This is a genomic window from Microbacterium sp. B35-04 (assembly GCF_010634885.1).
Classification (GTDB): Bacteria; Actinomycetota; Actinomycetes; order Actinomycetales; family Microbacteriaceae; genus Microbacterium.
Genome location: NZ_MWLP01000018.1, coordinates 19,168 through 38,742, shown reverse-complemented (window position 1 = coordinate 38,742; position 19,575 = coordinate 19,168). Strand labels below are relative to the sequence as shown.

At 71.0% G+C, this 19,575-nt stretch carries 21 protein-coding genes; 13 read left to right on the top strand and 8 right to left on the bottom strand.

Annotation, left to right across the window (positions count from 1 at the left end; all coding sequences use genetic code 11):
- Positions 1–199 precede the first annotated feature (199 nt).
- The 9 genes from B1729_RS05390 (at position 200) to B1729_RS05350 (ending at position 8,603) form a co-directional block, all read left to right on the top strand.
- A complete protein-coding gene (locus B1729_RS05390) occupies positions 200–952 on the top strand; it encodes an SDR family oxidoreductase (RefSeq protein WP_163620693.1) in 753 nt (250 codons plus the stop codon).
- 36 nt (positions 953–988) lie between these two features.
- Entirely contained in the window at positions 989–1,579 is a 591-nt protein-coding gene (locus B1729_RS05385; RefSeq protein ID WP_163620692.1) for a TetR/AcrR family transcriptional regulator, read from the top strand.
- Positions 1,566–2,603, top strand: a complete 1,038-nt coding sequence (locus B1729_RS05380) for an NADPH:quinone oxidoreductase family protein (RefSeq protein WP_163631137.1) — start codon at positions 1,566–1,568, stop codon at positions 2,601–2,603. The genes B1729_RS05385 and B1729_RS05380 overlap by 14 nt, the downstream gene beginning before the upstream one ends.
- Positions 2,600–3,340, top strand: coding sequence for a glucose 1-dehydrogenase (locus B1729_RS05375; RefSeq protein WP_163631135.1), 741 nt, complete (start codon positions 2,600–2,602; stop codon positions 3,338–3,340). The genes B1729_RS05380 and B1729_RS05375 overlap by 4 nt, the downstream gene beginning before the upstream one ends.
- Before the next feature lie 395 nt (positions 3,341–3,735).
- Positions 3,736–4,473 (top strand): ABC transporter ATP-binding protein, encoded by a 738-nt coding sequence (locus B1729_RS05370; protein ID WP_163631133.1) that lies wholly within the window; start codon positions 3,736–3,738, stop codon positions 4,471–4,473.
- Positions 4,470–5,219: an ABC transporter ATP-binding protein gene (locus B1729_RS05365; RefSeq protein ID WP_163631131.1), complete on the top strand. Its 750-nt coding sequence runs from the start codon at positions 4,470–4,472 to the stop codon at positions 5,217–5,219. Before B1729_RS05370 ends, B1729_RS05365 begins: the two co-directional genes overlap by 4 nt.
- Positions 5,219–6,097, top strand: coding sequence for a branched-chain amino acid ABC transporter permease (locus B1729_RS05360; protein WP_163631129.1), 879 nt, complete (start codon positions 5,219–5,221; stop codon positions 6,095–6,097). The genes B1729_RS05365 and B1729_RS05360 overlap by 1 nt, the downstream gene beginning before the upstream one ends.
- Complete coding sequence (locus tag B1729_RS05355; RefSeq protein ID WP_163631127.1) at positions 6,094–7,314, top strand: branched-chain amino acid ABC transporter permease; 1,221 nt, start codon at positions 6,094–6,096, stop codon at positions 7,312–7,314. Before B1729_RS05360 ends, B1729_RS05355 begins: the two co-directional genes overlap by 4 nt.
- Positions 7,315–7,316: 2 nt before the next feature.
- Positions 7,317–8,603, top strand: a complete 1,287-nt coding sequence (locus tag B1729_RS05350; RefSeq protein WP_163631125.1) for an ABC transporter substrate-binding protein — start codon at positions 7,317–7,319, stop codon at positions 8,601–8,603.
- 66 nt (positions 8,604–8,669) lie between these two features.
- Here B1729_RS05350 and B1729_RS05345 read toward each other — a convergent pair whose 3' ends face one another.
- The 5 genes from B1729_RS05345 to B1729_RS05325 all read right to left on the bottom strand — a co-directional run bounded on the left by B1729_RS05345 (position 8,670) and on the right by B1729_RS05325 (position 13,898).
- Positions 8,670–10,253, bottom strand: coding sequence for an AMP-binding protein (locus B1729_RS05345; protein WP_163620858.1), 1,584 nt, complete (start codon positions 10,251–10,253; stop codon positions 8,670–8,672).
- 41 nt (positions 10,254–10,294) lie between these two features.
- The gene (locus B1729_RS05340; protein WP_163620857.1) at positions 10,295–11,524 is read right to left on the bottom strand and encodes an acyl-CoA dehydrogenase family protein; all 1,230 of its coding nucleotides are present in this window, start codon (positions 11,522–11,524) and stop codon (positions 10,295–10,297) included.
- Positions 11,524–12,561, bottom strand: coding sequence for a phosphotransferase family protein (locus B1729_RS05335; protein WP_163631123.1), 1,038 nt, complete (start codon positions 12,559–12,561; stop codon positions 11,524–11,526). Before B1729_RS05335 ends, B1729_RS05340 begins: the two co-directional genes overlap by 1 nt.
- A gap of 201 nt (positions 12,562–12,762) precedes the next feature.
- Positions 12,763–13,191 (bottom strand): thioesterase family protein, encoded by a 429-nt coding sequence (locus tag B1729_RS05330; RefSeq protein ID WP_163620855.1) that lies wholly within the window; start codon positions 13,189–13,191, stop codon positions 12,763–12,765.
- Positions 13,188–13,898: a QsdR family transcriptional regulator gene (locus tag B1729_RS05325; protein ID WP_163631121.1), complete on the bottom strand. Its 711-nt coding sequence runs from the start codon at positions 13,896–13,898 to the stop codon at positions 13,188–13,190. Before B1729_RS05325 ends, B1729_RS05330 begins: the two co-directional genes overlap by 4 nt.
- Positions 13,899–14,007: 109 nt before the next feature.
- On the opposite strand from B1729_RS05325, the gene B1729_RS05320 reads away from it, so the two are divergent.
- Both B1729_RS05320 and B1729_RS05315 read left to right on the top strand, forming a co-directional pair.
- Positions 14,008–15,279 carry an acyl-CoA dehydrogenase family protein gene (locus tag B1729_RS05320; RefSeq protein WP_204318862.1) on the top strand — a complete coding sequence of 424 codons (1,272 nt, stop codon included), beginning with the start codon at positions 14,008–14,010 and terminating at the stop codon, positions 15,277–15,279.
- 110 nt (positions 15,280–15,389) lie between these two features.
- On the top strand, positions 15,390–16,604 hold the full coding sequence (locus tag B1729_RS05315; RefSeq protein WP_163620853.1) for an acetyl-CoA C-acetyltransferase: 1,215 nt from the start codon (positions 15,390–15,392) through the stop codon (positions 16,602–16,604).
- 31 nt (positions 16,605–16,635) lie between these two features.
- Here the strand turns inward: B1729_RS05315 and B1729_RS05310 are convergent, their stop codons facing one another.
- Positions 16,636–16,845 carry a hypothetical protein gene (locus tag B1729_RS05310; protein WP_345770803.1) on the bottom strand — a complete coding sequence of 70 codons (210 nt, stop codon included), beginning with the start codon at positions 16,843–16,845 and terminating at the stop codon, positions 16,636–16,638.
- 123 nt (positions 16,846–16,968) lie between these two features.
- On the opposite strand from B1729_RS05310, the gene B1729_RS05305 reads away from it, so the two are divergent.
- On the top strand, positions 16,969–17,361 hold the full coding sequence (locus B1729_RS05305) for an MmcQ/YjbR family DNA-binding protein (RefSeq protein ID WP_163631119.1): 393 nt from the start codon (positions 16,969–16,971) through the stop codon (positions 17,359–17,361).
- A 286-nt stretch (positions 17,362–17,647) separates the two neighbouring features.
- On the opposite strand, the gene B1729_RS05300 is transcribed toward B1729_RS05305, so the two are convergent.
- On the bottom strand, positions 17,648–18,226 hold the full coding sequence (locus B1729_RS05300) for a TM2 domain-containing protein (RefSeq protein WP_163631117.1): 579 nt from the start codon (positions 18,224–18,226) through the stop codon (positions 17,648–17,650).
- 240 nt (positions 18,227–18,466) lie between these two features.
- Here B1729_RS05300 and B1729_RS05295 point away from each other — a divergent pair, with 240 nt between their 5' ends.
- On the top strand, positions 18,467–18,871 hold the full coding sequence (locus tag B1729_RS05295; RefSeq protein WP_163631115.1) for a GNAT family N-acetyltransferase: 405 nt from the start codon (positions 18,467–18,469) through the stop codon (positions 18,869–18,871).
- A 102-nt stretch (positions 18,872–18,973) separates the two neighbouring features.
- Here the strand turns inward: B1729_RS05295 and B1729_RS05290 are convergent, their stop codons facing one another.
- Positions 18,974–19,297, bottom strand: a complete 324-nt coding sequence (locus B1729_RS05290; RefSeq protein WP_163631113.1) for a DUF6176 family protein — start codon at positions 19,295–19,297, stop codon at positions 18,974–18,976.
- Between the last annotated feature and the right edge of the window lie 278 nt (positions 19,298–19,575).

The following is a 19,575-nucleotide window of genomic DNA, read 5'->3' as shown; positions in this document are numbered from 1 at the left end:
GCCGCGTTTCGTCTCGCTCGTTCCTCGCTCGCTCAACGACCGGGTGGGGTAGACGACGAGGTGAGCCTGCCGACGCACCGGTCGTTGAGCGAGCGAAGCGAGACGAAACGCACCCCGCGTCTGCTACGGTGGGGAAACCGACCAGCCGGTATGTTGCGGTCGAGCTGTATGTACAAGCGGAATGTCGCAAGGAGGCGCCATGACCCATGACCACGCCCGCCGTTTCGAGGGCACGGTGTCGCTCGTCACCGGTTCGAGCCGCGGCATCGGCTTCGCGATCGCACGACGCCTCGTCGACGAGGGCGGATCGGTCGTCCTGACCGGCCGCAAGCAGGACTCCCTCGACGCCGCCGTCGCCGAGCTCGGCGACGCTGCGACCGCCGTCGCGGGCCGCGCGGACGACGCCGACCACCGTGCTGCCGTCTTCGCGCACATCGGCGAGCGCCACGGCCGGCTCGACCACCTGGTCAACAACACCGGCATCAACCCGGTCTACGGCCCGATCGTCGACGTCGACGCGGCGGCGGCGCGCAAGATCCTCGAGGTCAACGTCGTCTCGGCGCTCGACTGGACCCGTGCCGCGCTCGCGGCCGGCCTCTCCCGCTCGGTGGTCAACATCGCGTCGGTGGCCGGCCTCGGCGCGAGTCCCGGCATCGCGTTCTACGGCATCTCGAAGGCCGCGCTCATCAACCTCACCGCGCAGCTCGCGTACGAGCTGGCGCCCGGCATCCGCGTGAACGCGGTCGCGCCGGCCGTCATCAAGACGGCGTTCGCCCGGGCACTCTACGAGGGCCACGAGGCCGAGGCGTCCGCCGCATATCCGCTGGCGCGTCTCGGCGAGCCGGCCGACGTGGCGGGTCCGGTCGCCTTCCTGCTGTCGGACGACGCCGCGTGGATCACCGGCCAGACGCTGCCGATCGACGGCGGAGCCGGCATCCGTCCCCTCACGTGACGGGATGCGCGACCGGTTCGGGTGAAGGATGAAGGCATGAAGGATTCCCACGTCGCCGACGACGTCACCCGCGCCGCCGTCGAGCTGTTCGCCCGCCAGGGCTACGCCAACACGAGCGTGCAGCAGATCGTCGAGGCCGCCGGCGTCACCAAGGGCGCGATGTACCACTACTTCGAGTCGAAGGACGACCTGCTCTTCGGCATCTACGAGCGGCTGCTGACGCTGCAGAAGGCGCATCTGGACGACATCATCGGCCGGGGCGGCACCGTCGACGAGGTGCTGCGCGCCGTCTGCATCGACGTGCTCGAGACCTCGATCGACTCGATGGAGGAGGGGGCGGTGTTCTTCCGCAGCCTCAACATGCTGTCGGCCCCACGCCGGCAGGAGGTGACGCGCCGCCGCCGCGCCTACCACGACGAGTTCGCCGAGCTCATCTCGCGCGGGCAGGCCGAGGGGCTTTACCGCACCGACATCCCGCTCGCGATGCTCGTCGCCCACTTCTTCAGCGACGTGCACTACCTGTCCCACTGGTACTCGCCCGAGGGGCCCGAAGACAAGACGCTCGTGGCCGAGCAGCTGACCGACCTGTTCCTGACCAGTCTGAGGAGAACGGATGCCGCACCCTGAGGTGACGCCGAGGTCCGACGCTGCGGGCGCCCTGCCCGACGCCATGCGCGCGTGGCGCGTGACGCAGCTGGGCGAGCCCGCCGAGGCCCTGTCACTCGACACCGTCCCCGTGCCCACGCCCGCCGCGGGGGAGGTGCTCGTGAAGGTCGCCGCCGTCGCGGCCAACTTCCCCGATGTGCTGCTGTGCCGGGGCGAGTACCAGGTCAAGCCCGAGCTGCCGTTCAGTCCCGGTATCGAGCTGGCGGGAGTCGTCGCCGCGGTGGGCGACGGGGTCGCGGGACTCGAAGTGGGTGAGCGCGTCGTCGGATCGAAGATCGGGGTGCTCTCGGAGTACGCGGTGCTGCCGGCATCCGATGTCTGGCGGGCTCCTTCTGCGCTGTCGGACGGCGAGGCAGCCGGTCTCACGGTCGCGTACCAGACGGCGTGGTTCGGGCTCCACCGCCGCGCGGCGCTGCAGCCTGGTGAGTGGCTGCTGGTCCACGCCGCCGCGGGCGGGGTGGGACTCGCGGCCGTGCAGCTCGGCGTCGCCGCCGGCGCACGCGTCATCGGTGTCGTCGGGTCGGACGCCAAGGCCGCCGTCGCGCGCAAGGCGGGTGCCGAGGTCGTGCTGGTGCGCGGTGTCGACGACCTCGTCGCCGGCGTCAAGGCCGCGACCGGGGGCCACGGCGCCGACGTCGTCTTCGACCCGGTGGGCGGGGCGGCCTTCGACGCCTCGACCAAGTGCATCGCTTTCGAGGGGCGCATCGTCGTCGTCGGCTTCGCCGGCGGCACGATCCAGACGCTGCCGGCGGGTCACGTGCTCGTCAAGAACTACTCCGTGCTGGGCCTGCACTGGGGCATGTACCCCCGCCTGCGGCCCGACCTCATCGACGTGGCGCGGACGGAGCTGACGCGCCTGGCCGATGCGGGGACGATCCGCCCGGTCGTGGATCACGCCGTGCCGTTCGAGCGCGCGCCCGAGGCGCTGACGGCGCTCGCGTCGGGATCGACCGTCGGCCGTGTCGTGATCGAGCTGGCGTCGTGAGCGGGTTCGGGCTCGACGGCCGCGTCGCGCTCGTCACCGGCGGGGCGCGCGGCATCGGCGAGGCGTATGTGCGCGCGTTGCACGCGGCCGGCGCGAGAGTCGTGATCGCGGACATCCTCGATGACGACGGCGCCGCGCTCGCCGCGGACCTCGGCGAGGGCGCGCTGTTCGTCCGCCTCGATGTGACGGACGAGAAGGAATGGGATGCCGCGGTGGCGGCATCCGTCGACGCCTTCGGCTCGCTCGACGTGCTGGTCAACAATGCCGGCATCGCGAACGCCGCGCCCATCGAGCACCTCACCACCGAGAAGTGGAACGCCGTCATCGCCGTGAACCTGACCGGCGTCTTCTTCGGCTGCCGCAGTGTCGTGCCGATCATGAAGGCGCAGGGCCAGGGCTCCATCATCAACATCTCGTCGGTCGAGGGCATGCGCGGCAGCCCCGGCCTGCACGGCTACACCGCCGCCAAGTTCGGCGTGCGCGGGCTCTCCCAGTCGCTCGCGGTCGAGCTCGGGGCGTTCGGCATCCGGGTCAACTCGGTGCATCCGGGTTTCATCAACACGCAGATGACGACGCGCATCGATCCCGCCCATCTCGACATCCCGCTCGGACGACCGGGTGAGCCGTCGGACCTCGCGGGCACCATCGTCTTCCTCGCCTCCGACGCGTCGTCGTTCACGAGCGGCGCCGAGTTCGTCGTCGACGGCGGCATGATCGCCGGGATCCCGCACAAGTAGCCCATCCGAGAGTGCCGGCCCCGCAGGTGACCTCGCACGAGCCTTTCCGAGCGGGCGGCCTCGCCCCGCGCAGCCGTCTGCCGGGGCGGACCTCGTCGAGGATTCAGGAAATCTGCCGTCGCAGCTCGCCGGTCGGGCAGCCTGCGCGGCGTGTCTCCTGAATCCTTGACGGGCGCAGCCCGCCTCTCGTTGGCCTGGGTCTCCGTTCGCGCGGGCCAGGACCCGGCAATCACCTGACGCGGCCGTGACGGATGCCGCTGCCGGGAGTCTCCACGCGACCGCTCCTGTTCCTGACCGCGCGGTCACCGGGTCCCTGGTCACGATCGTGCAACAACAACATACCGCCCGGTCGGTTTCTGCGATACAGTGGGCGCACCCGACACGAAGAGGTGCCGATGAACGCAATATCCGAGGCCGAAGACCGCGCCGATGCGCGGCTCGAGGTGAGCGCTCTGAGCGTCGCCTTCGGTGGCCTGACCGCGCTGGACGAGGTGTCGTTCGACGTGCGCCCCGGCGAGGTGGTGGCTCTGATCGGGCCCAACGGAGCCGGCAAGACCACGGTGTTCAACGCCGTCTGCGGACTGGTGCGGCGCAGGGGCCACGTCCACATCGACGGGATGCCGGCACCCCGGCGCACCGCGGGACTGACGGCGCGCGGCGTCTCGCGCACCCTGCAGGGGCTGGGCCTGTTCGCGGGGCTCACGGCGCGCGAGAACGTGCTGCTCCCGGTCGCGGGCCGGCGCGACGCCGATGCCCGGGTCGCTGCGCAGCTCGACGCGCTCGACCTCGAGGCGCTCGCCGACCGCCCGGTGACGGCGCTGTCGTACCCCGACCGCAAGCGCGTCGCGCTCGCTCGCGCGCTCGTCACCGAGCCGCGGCTGCTGCTGCTCGACGAGCCCGCCGGCGGACTCGGCGCCGACGACATCGCCGCGCTCGGCGGGGTCATCGCGCGCGTCGCCGCGACCGGCTGCGCGGTGCTGCTGGTCGAGCATCACGTCGACTTCGTCATGGGCGTCGCCGACCGCATCGTGGTGCTCGACTTCGGCCGCGTCATCGCCCGCGGCACGCCGGACCAGGTGCGCACCGACCCGCGCGTCGAAGAGGCGTACCTCGGCGTGAAGGCCAGCGCATGAGCGCCGCCGCACAGCCGCAGGCGGTTGCGCACCGCGGCGCGCTCGAGATCCGCGACCTCACCGTCGGCTACGGCGGCGCTCCGGTGCTCCACAGCGTCCGGTTCGCGCTCGCGCCGGGCGAGGTCGTGGCGCTGCTGGGTGCGAACGGCGCCGGCAAGACGACCCTCCTGCGCACTCTCGCTGGACTCGTGGGCGCGGCATCCGGAACCCTCCTGCTCGACGGCGATGACCTCGGAGCCCTCCGCACCGAGCAGCGGGCGCGGCGCGGCCTCGCGCTCGTGCCCGACGGGCAGAGCGTGGTCGCCGAGCTCACGGTCGATGAGAACCTCCGCCTCGGCGCCCTCTGGCGCCACCGCGGCGCGGCCCGCGAGCGTGCCGTGGCCGGCGTCTACGAGCTGTTCGAGCCGCTCGCCCGCCGCCGCACGAGCGCCGGGCACCAGCTCTCGGGAGGCGAGCGCCAGATGCTCGCCGTCGGCCGCGCGCTCGTCGCCGACCCGGTGCTGCTCGCCCTCGACGAGCCGTCGCTCGGGCTCGCGCCGCTCGTTGTCGCGCAGCTGATGGGGACGCTCCGGGATGCCGCCGCGAGCCGCGGCCTGACCGTGCTGCTGGCCGAGCAGAACGTCACCAGCGCCCTGTCGATCGCCGACCGCGGCGTCGTGCTCGACCTCGGCCGGGTCGTGGCCGATGCCCCGGCCTCGACCCTCGCCGCCGACGAGACCCTCCGACACGCCTACCTGGGATTCTGATGGACCGACTGCTCTTCCTCCTTGCGACCGGCTTCGCGCGCGGCGCGATCTTCGCGCTGTTCGCCCTGTCGCTGGTGCTCATCTGGCGCGCCGCCCGCATCGTGAACTTCGCGCAGGGCGCGATGGCGCTCGTCGCGACCTATGCGGCGTTCGCGGTGACCGGCCTGACCGGCTCGTACTGGGCGGGACTCGCCGCCGGGTTGATCGCCGGAGCCGCGCTCGGCCTCGGTGTCGAGCGGGGACTCATGCGCTTCGCCCCGCACAGCAGTCCGCTCTCAGGCGTCATCGTGGCGATCGGGCTGGTGATGGTGCTGCAGTCGCTGCTCGGCATCCTCTTCGGCGCACAGTACCGGCCGATGCGCGCCCCATTCGACGACAGCCCGATCATGATCGGCGGCGTGCCGCTGCTGTCGCCGTACGACCTGTTCGTACTGGCGGTCGCGCTGGTGGTGATGACGGCGCTGGCGCTGCTGTTCACGCGGACGTCGCTCGGACTGCAGCTGCGTGCCGCGGCGTTCGCCCCCGAGGTGTCGCGCGTGCTCGGCGTGCGGGTGGGCCGCATGGTGACGATCGGATGGATGCTGTCGGCCGCGGTCGCCGCGCTCGCCGCCATGCTGCTCGTTCCGACGGAGCTGGGACTCAACCCCCACGCCACCGACATGCTGTTCGTCTATGCCTTCGCGGTCGCCGTCGTCGGCGGGCTGGATTCCCCCGTCGGGGCCCTCGTCGGCGGGCTCGTCGTGGGGGTGGCGATGACCCTCGTGACCGGGTACCTGGGTGCGACCGTCGCGCCGATCGGCGTGCTCGTGCTGCTCGTCGGGGTGCTGCTCGTGCGACCAGGCGGCATCTTCTCGCTGCGGGAGGCGAGGAGCGCATGACCCGCCTGCTTCCCTCGCTGCGGGGCATCCCGCGCGTCCTCGTCTTCGGAGCCGTCCTCACCGTGCTGGCCATCAGCGGCACGTTCCTGCTCGATCCGTACCGCAACTTCCAGCTGGCCACGGTGGCGGCCTACTTCTGCGCGACCGCGGGCCTCACCCTCCTCATCGGGCAGAGCGGGCAGCTCTCACTCGGCCAGGCGGCCCTCATGGCCGCGGGTGGCTACGGCTATGCGCTCACGGCGAATGCGATGACGGATGCCGGGGTCACCGGAATCCCGCGATTCCTGGCCGGCATGCTCGCCGCGGTGGTGGTCTCCGCCGCACTCGGCTGGCTGCTGGGCCTTGCCGCCGCGCGCCTGCGCGGACCGTATCTCGCGGGGGTGACGCTGACGCTCGTCATCGCGGTACCCGCCATCGCCGCGGTCTTCTCGGGCGTGCTCCGCGGTGATCAGGGCCTGCAGATCGCCTACGACGGCGTGCCGCCGATGCTGGAGCGGCTCATCGCCGTCGAGCAGTGGCAGGCGTGGGTGGCGATCCTCGTCGCGGGCGTCGTCGTCACGGGGCTCGCCGCACTGACCGGTGGGCGGCTCGGCCTGCGCATGCGCGCCGTCCGCGACGACGAGACCGCTGCGCGCCTGAACGGCGTGCGGGCGGGCCGGGTCAAGGTCACCGCGTTCACCCTGAGCTCGGTCGCCGCCGGTGCCGGCGGCGCCGTGCTCTGCTTCGCCACCCAGTCGGTGAGTCCCGGCGCGTACACGCTCGCGTTCTCGCTGCTGCTCGTCGTGGCCGTCGTGCTCGGTGGTCTGGGCAGCATCGGTGGCGCGGCGGTCGGATCCGCCCTCATCGTGCTGCTGCCGTGGGCCCTGGGGGCGGCGACCGCCGCACTCCCTCTCCCGGTCGAGGTCGCGCAGCGGCTGTCGGGCAACCTCTCGATCCTGGTCTTCGGCCTGCTCCTCATCGTCGTCATGCTCGTGTGGCCCGGCGGGCTCGCGAGCCTCCGCCGGTCACGCCCCAGCCCTCGGAATCGCGAAAGGGTGGATTCCCGTGCGCCCGGCGTGCCGAAACCTGCCCTTTCGCGATTCCGGGAGGCCGAGGCCCCGGCCGAAGACGCCGCGGGCCCGGCCGAAGATGCCGCGAGCCCGGCGGACGGCGCCGCGCCGGGGCATCCGGAACCCGTCCTCTCCTCCGCACCACCCACACCACACAGAAAGAGGTGACCATGTCACAGCACTCCACCGTGCGCCGCGTCTCGGCTCTGGTCGGCGCATCCGCCCTCCTCGTCGCACTCGCCGGCTGCAGCACGCCCGCCGCCACCGGCAGCCCCGACGAAGACGTCCCGGGCATCACCGACGACACCGTGACGATCGGCACGCACACGCCCCTGACCGGCCCCGCCGCGGCGGGATACTCGTCGATCTCGGCTGCCGCCACGGCCTACTTCGCCTATCTGAACGAGAACGGCGGTGTGCACGGCCGCGAGATCGAGTACATCGTCAAGGATGACGGCTACAACCCGGCGAACACGCAGACAGTCGTGCGCGAACTCGTGCAGGAGGACGAGGTGTTCGCGATCCTGAACGGCCTCGGCACGCCGACCCACACCGCGGTGCTCGACTACCTGAACCAGAACGAGGTGCCCGACCTGTTCGTCGCGTCGGGCTCGACCAGCTGGAACCAGCCCGAGAAGTACCCCTACACGTTCGGGTTCAACGCCGATTACGTCGTCGAGGGCGCCGCGCTCGCGCAGTATGCGGCCGACGAGTATCCCGACAAGGTCGTGTGCCTGCTCGGGCAGGACGACGACTTCGGCGACGAGATGATCGAGGGCGCCGAACTCGCCCTCGGCGCCGACGGACTGGCGCAGGTCGAGCGGTACTCGGTCTCCAACCAGGACGTCGCGGCGCAGATCGGCGCGCTCAAGGCGGCCGGGTGCGAGATCAACATCCTCGCGACCATCAACGGCTTCACGGCGCTGGCGCTCGGCACCGCCGCGCAGCTGGGATGGTTCCCGATGTGGTTCTCGTCGTCATCGGGCGCGAGCTACGAGACGCTCGTCGAATACCTCGGTGCCGATGTCGGACCCAAGCTGCTGCAGGGCCTCGTGGGCACGAACTACCTGCCCGCCGCGGGCGGCGACTCGGAGTGGGTGGCGCTCTTCCGCCAGATCAACGACGAGTACAACGACGGCGCGCCGTTCGACGGCAACACCGTCTACGGCATGAGCGTCGCGTACCTGTTCGCCGAGGCGCTGGAAGCGGCGGGCGAGAACCCGACGCGCCAGTCGCTGATCGACGCCGTCAGCTCCGGCGACCTCGCCGGCAACGGCATCCTTCCGCTGTCGTTCGGCGAGGACAGCCATGCGGCCTACCTCGGCGCCGGCATCACGACCGTCGACCAAGGCGTGCAGGACTACGTCGGCCCGACCTACGCCGTCGACGGCGGAACCGTGACCACGGTCGATCCGTCCCCCGTGGAGCTGTCGGGCGAGGGCGTGCCCGGCTCCTGAGACCCCCCGCTCAGGCATCAGGCCCGGACCCTGCGGGGTCCGGGCCTGACTTGTCTGCGGCGATGGTCAGCGCACGGGTGAGAACTGGGCGACCAGCTCGCGCTTCAGCACCTTGCCGCTGGAGCCCAGCGGCAGCGCTGGCACGACGTGGACGACGCGGGGGTACTTGTACGCGGCGATGCGGTCGCGCACGAACGCCACGACCTCGGCCGGGTCCAGGTCGACGCCGTCGTGCGGGACTACTGCGGCGTGCACCTCCTGCCCGCGCACGTCGTCGGCGACGCCGAACACCGCCGCCAGGGCGACCCCCGGATGCCGGGCCAGCACCGCCTCGACCTCGGTCGGGTAGACGTTGTAGCCGGACCGCACGATCATGTCCTTCTTGCGGTCCACGATCGTGAGGATTCCATCGGTGTACGTGCCGAGGTCGCCGGTGCGGAACCAGCCGTCGACGACGGCGGCGGCCGAGGCATCCTCTCGTCCGAGGTAGCCCTTGAACAGGTTGTGGCCGCGCACGACGATCTCGCCGAGCGCCTCCGGCTCGTCGAGCAGCACGACGGCGTCGTCGGTCTCGGGGTCGGCGACCGCGACATCGACGCCCCACAGGGCGCGGCCGACGGTTCCGGGCCGGATCGGCTGATGCAGCGGATTCGACGACACCGTCGGGGCGGTCTCGGTGAGCCCGTACCCCTCGTGCACGTCGGCGCCGAACGCGTCGCGGAAGCCCTCGAGCACCGCCACCGGCAGGGCCGCGCCGCCCGAGACGGCGTAGCGCAGCGGCGGCCGGGCGGGCGAGCGCCGCGCGGCCTCGAGCATTCCGACGTACATCGTCGGCACGGCGGTGAACGCCGTCGCACCGAGCGCGGTGGTGAGGGCGAGCGCCTCGTCGGCGTCGAACCGGGGGAGGAGGATGACGGATGCCCCGACCCGCAGCGCGATGTTCATCACGGCGGTCTGCCCGAAGGTGTGGAAGAGCGGCAGCCCGCCGAACACGACGTCGTCGGGGCCCAGGTCGAAGGCGTCGATGAGCGTGGTGTGCACCTGCTCGACGATGGAGAGGTGCGAGCCGACGGCGCCCTTGGGAGTGCCGGTGGTGCCGCTCGTGTACAGGATGGTGGCGGCATCCAGCGGCGAGACCGCCTCGTGGTGGACGATCGGCGTGGCCGTCGCGGCCTCGGCTTCGAGGCGCGGCAGGTCGACACCCGCGTCGGCGGGCAGCAGCACGGTCACCAGGGGCACCCCAGCCGCCGTGGCCGCGGGCACGGCCTCGCCCAACAGCGGCGCAGCGGCGACCAGCACGTCGGCGCCGGAGTCGCGCAGCACGAAGGCGATCTCATCGGCCTTGAAGAGCAGATGCACCGGCACCACGATCGCGCCGAGCGACAGGGCGGCATAGTAGACGCGGGCGAAATCGGGCACGTTGGGCACGAGCATCGCGACGCGGTCGCCCCGGCCGATGCCGCGCGCACGCAGCGCGCCGGCGTACGCGCGGGTCTGATCCCAGAGTTCCCGGTAGGTCGTCGTCGTGCCGGCGAAGTGGAACGCCGTGCGATCCGCGTGGCGGACGGCGGACTCGGCGAGGATGCTCGCGACCGACAGCGTCGCGAAGCCGGGCCCGTCGATGGCGGGGTCGGGGCGGTGGGTGGTCATGATCGTCTCCTTCGACGCTCGAGCCGTGTGATCGGTGGGTGTCAGCCGCGCAATTGCGCGCGACCGAGACCGGCGAGGTGCACCTCGTCGGGACCGTCGGCGATGCGCAGCGACCGCACGCCGGCATAGAGCTCGGCGAGCGGGGTGTCGGATGAGACGCCCGCGCCGCCGTGCAGCTGGATGGCGCGGTCGATGATCTGCTGCACCGCGCGAGGCACCGCGATCTTGATCGCCTGGATCTCGGTCATCGCGTGCTTGTTGCCCACGGTGTCCATGAGCCACGCGGTCTTGAGCACGAGCAGCCGCAGCGCCTCGAGCTGGATGCGGGCCTCGGCGATCCACTCGCGCACCACGCCCTGTTCGGCGAGCGTGCGCCCGAACGCGTGCCGCGCCGATGCGCGCTCGATCATGAGCGCAAGGGCCCGCTCGCCCATGCCGAGCGCGCGCATGCAATGGTGGATGCGTCCGGGGCCGAGCCGGGCCTGAGCGATCGCGAACCCGTCGCCCTCGCCGGCGATGAGGTTCTCCGCGGGGACCCGCACGTCCTCGAAGGCGATCTCGGCGTGACCGCCGTGGTCGCGGTCGTCATAGCCGAACACGCTCAGCGGGCGCACGATGCGCACCCCCGCGGTGTCGCGCGGCACCAGGATCATGGACTGCTGACGGTGGCGTGCGGCATCCGGATCCGACTTCCCCATGACGATGAAGATCGCCGCATCGGGGTTCATCGCGCCGGTCGACCACCACTTGCGGCCGGTGACGATGTAGTGGTCGCCGTCGCGGCGGATCCGGGTGCCGATGTTCGTCGCGTCGGACGACGCGACCTCGGGCTCGGTCATGCAGAACGCCGAGCGGATGCGGGCGTCGAGCAGCGGCTCGAGCCAGCGCTCCTTCTGCGCCGGCGAGCCGAAGTCGTTCAGCACCTCCATATTGCCGGTGTCGGGCGCGGCGCAGTTGAACGCGGCCGGTGCCAGGCGCGGGCTCCACCCGGTGACCTCGGCGACGGGCGCGTACTGCAGGTTGGTCAGCCCCGCCCCGCCGTTCTCGCCGCCGTGCTCGCCGTCCCGCCCGCCGGGAAGGAAGAGGTTCCACAGCCCCTGTGCGCGGGCCGCGGCCTGGAGTTCGCGCACCACCGGACGCACGGTCCAGTCCTCGGGGGTGGCGGCCAGCTGCCCGTCCAGCACCGGTTCGGCAGGCAGCACGTGCTCGTCGAGGAACGCGCGTGCGCGCTCCGTGAGTTCGAGCGTTCGTTCGTCGGGCGCGAAGTCCATCAGCGCACCTCCAGTCCCTTCTGTGCGAGCGGCTCGACGAGCGCGCCCATCCGGTCGAAGCCTTCGCCGACGGTGTCGCCGGCCTGATAGCGGTAGTGGATCCCCTCGAGGATCACGGCGAGCTTGTACGCCGCGAAGGCGCGGTACCAGTGCAGATCCGGGATGCCGATCCCGGCGCGCTGCGCGTAGACCTCGACGAGCTCGTCGAACGTCGGGTAGCCGGCGGCGAGGTCGACGGCGCTCGGAACCGCTCCGGCGGATCCTCCCGGGAGGTCGGCGATGTCCCAGTAGAGCGCGAAGATGCCGAGGTCGACGAAGGGGTCGCCGAGCGTCGCCATCTCCCAGTCGAGGATCGCCGAGATGCGCGGCTCGTCGGCGTCGCCGACGACGAGCGCGTTGTCGAGTCGGAAGTCGCCGTGGACGATGCCGGTGCGCGAGGAATGCGGCATCCCGTCGGCCAGGGAATCCTGGAGGGCGTCGAGCGCGGGGGTGTCGCGCGAGCGGGACGCCTCGAGCTGACGGCGCCAGGTCGACAGCTGCCGGGCCAGGTAGCCGTCGGGGCGGCCGAAATCGGCGAGTCCCACGTCGGCGGGGGCGACGGCGTGCAGGTCGGCGAGGCACCGCACCAGGTCGATGCTGAGGCTGCGCAGACCCGCCGCGGTGTAGGCGGAGTTCTGCGACGGGCGGGCGAGCACGATCCCGGGGGAGCGCTCCATGACGAAGAACACGGTGCCGGTGACACGGCCCGCCTCGGTGTCGTCGACGACGTCGACGGTGCGCGGCACCGGCACGGCGGTGCCGGCGAGGGCGGAGATCACCCGGTGCTCGCGCCGCATGTCGTGCGCGCTCGAAAGGACGTGCCCGAGGGGCGGGCGGCGCACGATGAGAGGCGTCCGCGTTCCGTCGACGGCGTACGTGAGGTTGCTCCGGCCGCCGGCGATGACGGATGCCTCCATCGGCCCGTCGACGAGCTCGGGGTGCGTCTCGGTCAACCACGCGGCCAGCCCCGCGACATCCAGCCCGGGAACCTCGGTCATCGTCGACCCTCTCTCCGCCCCGTCCTCGGAGCTCTGATGCACAGCATACCGGATGGTCGGTTTGTTAGCGCACGATCATCCGAAGAGTCCTGGCCCGGTCGTTGAGCGAGCGAGGAACGTGGTCGTTGAGCGAGCTTGCGAGTCGAAACGCAGAGCCGAAACGCCCCGCACCCGGCGTCGAGGGTGGTGCGTTCCGCCCGCTCAACGCCGCGCGATGAGCAGCCGGCCTTCGATCGCTGCGCGGATGGATGCCGGCACCGGCGTCGGGCGCCGGGTCGCGGCATCCACGAAGACGTGCACGAAGCGCCCCGTGGCGATCGGCTGCTCTTCACCGGCGCGAAGGATGCCGAGCGCCCAGGTGACGCTCGTCGTGCCGAGGCGTTCGATGCCGATGCCGACCTCGAGCGGCTCGGGGAAGCCCGCGGCCGCGTGGAACTCGCACGATGACGCCGCACACAGTGCGATCGCGTCGCCGCCGACGGGCTCGAGGCCGCCCTCGCGGATCATGAAGGCGTTCACCGCGGTGTCCATCGCGGCGTAGTAGACGGTGTTGTTGAGGTGCCCGTACTGGTCGTTGTCGTTCCAGCGGGTCGCGAAGGGCTCCCGCACCGGGTAGGCGGGCGCGCTCACTCGTCCACCCGCAGGGTCAGGCGGAACGCGACCCGTGCGCGGTCGGCACTCGGGGTGTCGCCCGAGATGAGGTCGGCGTAGGTGAACGATTCCGAGAGGCGCACCAGGATGTACGCGAGATCGGCGGGCGCGATCGCGCCGCCGAGCGGAGCGTCGCCGAGATCGCGGCGCACGAGCCAGTCCGCCGTCGCGACGTAGCGGCGCTGGATCGGACTCTCCTTCGTCGTGAGGAGCCGCAGCGCGCGGGCGGGCTCGCGGCGCAGGAAAGAGCGGAAGTACTCGGCGGTGATGAGGTCGTCGACGAAGTGCGTGAGGATGCCGGCGATCCGGTCGCCGCCGCTGCGCGCGGCGTTGGCGTGCTCGGCCTGCACCAGCGTCGGGATCGCGAGCGACCAGAGCACCTCGCTCAGCAGCGCGTCGCGGTTTCCGACCCAGCGGAACAGCGAGGTGCGGTCGACGCCGAGGCCTGCGGCGAGAGCCGTCATGTCGATGCGGCGTCCCGCGATGAGCGTGTCGCGCGCCGCCTCGAACGCCCGCCGCGCGTCGGGGTGGGCACCGCTCGCCAGGCGTTCCGACAGCCACGAGGGCGCGGCATCCGTCCCCACTGTCGCAATCGTGACTGGGGCAATCGCGACAGGCGCAATCGTGGGGGCGATCGTGACGGGCGCGGTGCCTGCAGGAGAGCTCGTCGGCGCGGTCGGGGTCATGCCCCGAACTCTACCCGTCCGACCGCCGTGGACTGCAACGTTTCTGAGAGTGTTGTGCAACGTTCTGAGAAATGATGCATACTCGACCCGTACCGACGAAGGAGAGACGATGACGTTCACCTTGACCGAGCCGCAGGCCGACGAATCCGCCGAGGGCGACCTCGCCGACGTGCTCGACGCCGACTTCTACGCGTTCCAGACGCTGCTCACGGATGTCGAGCAGCAAGCGCTGCGCGAGATCCGCGCGTTCCTCGGGACCGAGGTGCGGCCCTTCGCCGACGACCACTGGGACCGCGCCGAGAGCCCCCGGCACCTCGTGCCCCGGATCGCGGAGCTCGGACTGTACGGCAACGCCTTCCCCGAGACCCGCACGTTCGAGAACAGCAACGTGTTCCGCGGCTGGGTGGCGATGGAGATCTCGCGCGCCGATCCGTCGACCGCGACCTTCATCGGTGTGCACAGCGGGCTGGCGATGACCTCGATCGCCGTCGGCGGTTCCGACGAGCAGCGCGCCGAGTGGCTGCCGGTGCTCGCCCGCGGTGAGCAGATCGCGTGCTTCGGGCTCACCGAGCCAGGGCACGGCTCCGACACGGCGAAGGGGCTCGAGACGACGGCCGAGCGGCGGGTCGGCCCGGACGGCAGCGACGAGTGGGTACTCAACGGCGCGAAGCGGTGGATCGGCAACGCCGCGTTCGCCGATGTCGTGGTCATCTGGGCGCGCGACGTCGCCGACGACCAGGTCAAGGGATTCCTGGTGCGCACGCCCTCGGTGGGCTTCGAGGCGACCAAGATCGAGCGCAAGCAGTCGCTGCGCACCGTCGAGAACGCCGACATCGTGCTGACCGACGTCGCCGTGCCCGAGCGCGACCGGCTGCAGCGCATCGACGGCTTCCGCGACCTCGCAGCCGTTCTGAGGATCACGCGTGCGCAGGTGGCGTGGCAGGCGCTCGGCGTCGCCGTCGGCGCCTACGAGTGCGCCGTCGCCTATGCGAAGGCGCGCGTGCAGTTCGGCAAGCCGATCGCCTCGTTCCAGCTCGTGCAGCAGAAGCTCGCCGACGCCCTCGCCAACATCACCGCCTGCATCGGCATGTGCGTGCGGGTATCGCAGCTGCAAGACGACGGCGAGCAGAAGGACCACCACTCCGCCATGGCCAAGGCGTTCGTCAGCGCCCGCGTCCGCGAGACCGTCGCCCTGTGCCGCGAGATCTGCGGCGGCAACGGCGTGCAGCTCGGCGGCCAGGAGCAGCTCGGCATCCCAGCCGGCTACGGCATCGCCCGCTACTTCGCCGACGCCGAGGCGGTCTACACCTTCGAGGGCACCTACGACATGAACTCCCTCATCGTGGGTCGCGCCATCACCGGCATCGCCGCGTTCGTCTGAGCCGCGGCATCGCGAAAGGGTATGTTTCCGCACGCCCCGGCGTGCGGAAATCTACCCCTCTCGCGGGCCCAAGAACGGGATGCCACGGCATCCAAGTCCGAGGAGAAACAATGACCGAGGCCTACATCGTGGCCACCGCGCGCTCGCCGATCGGGCGCGCGCGCAAGGGATCGCTCGTCGACGTGCGACCCGACGACCTCGCGGCGCGCATGGTCGGCGCGGCGCTCGAGAAGGTACCCGGGCTGGATCCGGCGCGCATCGACGACCTGCTGCTCGGCTGCGGGCAGCCGGCCGGTGAGCAGGGCTTCAATCTCGCACGCATCGTGGCGGTGCTGCTCGGATGGGATGCCGTCCCCGGCGCGACCGTCAACCGCTACTGCTCGTCGTCGCTGCAGACGACGCGCATGGCGTTCCACGCGATCAAAGCGGGCGAGGGCGACGTGTTCGTGTCGGCCGGCGTCGAGTCGGTGTCGCGGTACGGCGCGGGGGCGTCTGATCTTCCGGATGCCGTCAACCCGGCGTTCGCGCCGTCGCTCGAGCGCACCGCCGCGAGGTCGGCGGCCGGCGCCGAGCCGTGGCCCGACCCGCGCGCCGACGGTGCGCTGCCCGACCCCTACATCGCGATGGGGCAGACGGCCGAGAACGTCGCACAGCTGCGAGGCGTGACCCGCGAGGAGCAGGACGAGTTCGCCGCGCGCTCGCAGCAGCGGGCGGAGGCGGCGATCGCCTCGGGCTTCTGGGCGCGTGACATCACGCCGGTGACGCTCGCCGACGGCACCGTGGTAGCCGCGGACGACGGCCCGCGGGCGGGCGTCACCGTCGAGGCGCTCGCCGGGCTCGATCCCGTGTTCCGGCCCGACGGCACCGTCACCGCAGGAAACTGCTGCCCGCTCAACGACGGTGCGGCGGCGGTCGTGGTCGTGTCGGACCGGGTCGTGTCGGAGTTGGGCCTTGAGCCCCTCGCGCGCATCGTCTCGACCGGCGTCTCGGGACTCTCGCCCGAGGTGATGGGACTCGGCCCGGTCGAGGCATCCCACCGCGCCCTTGCGCTCGCCGGTCTCTCGATCGACGACATGGACCTCGTCGAGATCAACGAGGCGTTCGCTGCGCAGGTGATCCCGTCGGCGCGCGAACTGGGCATCGACCCCGAGCGCCTGAACGTGCATGGGGGCGCGATCGCCGTCGGCCATCCCTTCGGCATGACCGGCGCGCGCATCACGTCGACCCTGATCAACGGCCTCGCGACGACCGGAGGCCGCTACGGCCTCGAGACCATGTGCGTCGGCGGCGGTCAGGGAATGGCGATGGTGCTCGAGCGGGTGTGACACCCTGAGCGGGTGCGTGCGCCGTCGCCGATCATTTCGCTCCGCGGCGGCGCCGGGCGATGACGATCGCGACGCCGATGAGGCCCAGACCGACCAGCAGCACGATCGGGCCGATCGTCGCCCACAAGGCCGAGCCGCTCATCACGGACCCGCCCAGCACGTCGAAGCCCTGCAGGGTCCAGACCGCCCCCACCGCGGTCAGCAACACGCCGGGCACGAGATACGGCCAGATCCGCTTCACGCGACCACCCTAGTTCGCGCGCGCATCTGCCGACAGAGAGTCGGCGTCGCCATCGCCGATGCCGGTGGACGATGCCGGTGGCGCAGGGCATGCCGTGTCCGAGGCGATGCCTAGGGTAGGTGCGTGGCCACCCTCGACGATCTGCGCCGCACCGCGAACGGGCTCCCCGGCAGCGAGGAACGGGCGACCACGGGCGGGGCCGCATGGTTCGTGCGCGGCAAGCTCTACGCGTGGGAGTGCCATCCGTGGCCGAGTACCCCGCCCGACGCGCGTGCGATCATCGCGGCGGAGCTCGTGGTGGGCGTGAAGATCGCCGATCCTATCGACGCGCTCGCCCTCCGAGAGATGGCGCCCGATGTGTTCCTGGGCGCCACGACGCCCTGGGGTGAGCCGAAGGTCGTATTCCGCATGGCGGGGATCGATGACGAGCACCTCGCCGAGCTGGTGACGGAGGCGTGGCGTGTGCAGGCGCCGCGATACCTGCGACGCGAATGGGATGCCGCCGGCGCGCCGTAGCCCAGCCGGGCGGCTGTGTCGGCGGTCTCCCGCCCATCACGCGGGTCATCGAAACAGCCGCCGCACACCGCACCACCCTTTGCCCGGACGTTTATCGCCCCCGAGCGTGCAAGATCACCAGGCGGGGTAAACGTGCGTCGAACCGGTCGCGGGTGGCACACCGGGGAGCACCGGCGGACGGCGCGGCGCGCGACCGGTGTCCGGGCACAGGGGGAACGCCAGTTCACCCGCGACGGCGGGACGCCCTTGCTCGGGCTCGCGCGTCGCGGAGTGCGACTCGCTGTCTTCAGAGTCGGCGAATCGGCGGGAGGGGTGTCATCGGCGTGAGTGCCAGCGCTCGGGCGTTGGCGTTGCGCACGAGTGAGGGCAAGAGGAACAGGTCTACGAACCACCAAATGCCAGCAGCGACCATCATGGGAATCCCGATCGCGAGACCAGCGAGAATCCAGCCGCCCCACCACAGCACGTTGAACACGATCGCGGATCCGACAAGCCCGAGGTAGAACCGCTGTGCCGAGAATCCGCCGAGAAGAAACAAGAACAAGTACGCGATCCCGACCTCTTTCACCGGGCGCGAGATGGCGGCGGTCGGCGGCGCGAACGGCCCCCATTGCCGGCCATCCCACCATTGCAGTGCTCCTGTGGGACCGGGGTACCAGCCGGCGGGCTGAAGCTGGGCTGCGGAGTGAGCGCGAGCTTGCGGCGCCGCCGGGATGACTTCCGTGGGCGGGGCTGGCATGTAGGGGTCGAGCGCCGCGTATTCAGCCTGCGCGTCGGGGGCACCGATGACGTCAGTGGACCACTCGCGTCCGTTCCAGAACCGCTTGCCGCCTGCAGGCACGTCGTACCAGCCTGCCGGAGGCATGGGAGGAGTATCCGTCATCTCGTCCTCGTCTCACGGAGCCGCCCAGACATCCGTGCGCTCAACTTAGCGTGTGCGCGCAGACACTGCGGTTTGCTCGGCACCCGGGCGAGCAAGCCCGGCAGGTGTGAACTCGCACCCGAACGAGTCACCCCCGCTCAGCGCACGCTGGTGGACCGGTTGCGGGCTTTGTCGGTCCCCATCGCGGCCACGTAGATCGAGCCACTCTGCGACGATGGGCTCATGAGCAGCGCGATCGAAGTGAGAGTGAGGTTCGCGGTCGATGACGTTGAGCTGAGCGCTTTTCACGCGCGGGCATTCGGCGCTCCCGAGCCGACAGTCCTGCCCTGGGCGGCACGACTTCGTCGGTACGGCGTCAGCTGGGTCGGCGCCTTCGACGATGAACGGCTCGCGGGCTTCGTGCACGCCTGTGGTGACGGGGGCGCACACGCTTTCGTCCTCGATACTGCTGTCGGTCCCGCCCACCAGCGTCGAGGGATCGGACGAGCTCTCCTCGAGGCGCTGCGCACCGAGGTCCTCGCGGCCGGGTGCGACTGGCTGCACGTCGACTTCGAACCACACCTGCGTACGTTCTACGAGGCCTGCGGCTTCGTCCCGACCGAAGCGGGCCTCATCCGCCTCGCGTGACCCGACGCCCGCGGCGGGACCGGCTTCCGGACGGCCGGGGCCGGCGGAGTCGATCGACAAGTCCCGCAGCGCCTGGCCCTGGCTCTGGGCCCTGGCTACTGTTCACTGACGACGCAGGTCGAGAAGTGTCTCGCTCGTCACCGGCCCGTCGTCTACGGACCGCATCACGGCACGGTGCTCGGCGTCGATGGAACGTGGTGATTCGCCGGCGATGGCCTGAGCTTGCGGTAGGTCGTCGGTCTGCATCGCATACACGAGAATCGGCCCATCGCTCGTATCGATCAGTAGTGCCGTCTCGTGATCGATGCCCTCGGCAGCGATCGACTCGAGCGCTTCCGCGCGGCGGGCTCCGTCGACTTCCTGCAGCCAGGTCCGGACGAGCTCGCGGCGATCGGGACGAATGCGACGTGCAACGAGGTGAATCACGAGTACAGGCTAGACAACCGATGAGCACACCTACCGGGCCCGCTCAAGGCGCGGTCCGATCCAAGCTGAAGTCCGGCGCCCGAGGAGGGACCCGCACCGGGCGGCTGAAGCCATACGTGGACCGCAATGGCAATCGGGCGAAAGTCTCGGCGAAGTCTGCTCTCCCAATCAAACCCGAGCAGTCGCGCTTACTCAGGGGACGCGCTCGTTACCAGTAGACGCCGAGATTCTTTAGGACGATGAGGATGACAAGCACGACAGTACCGACGAGCGCGACC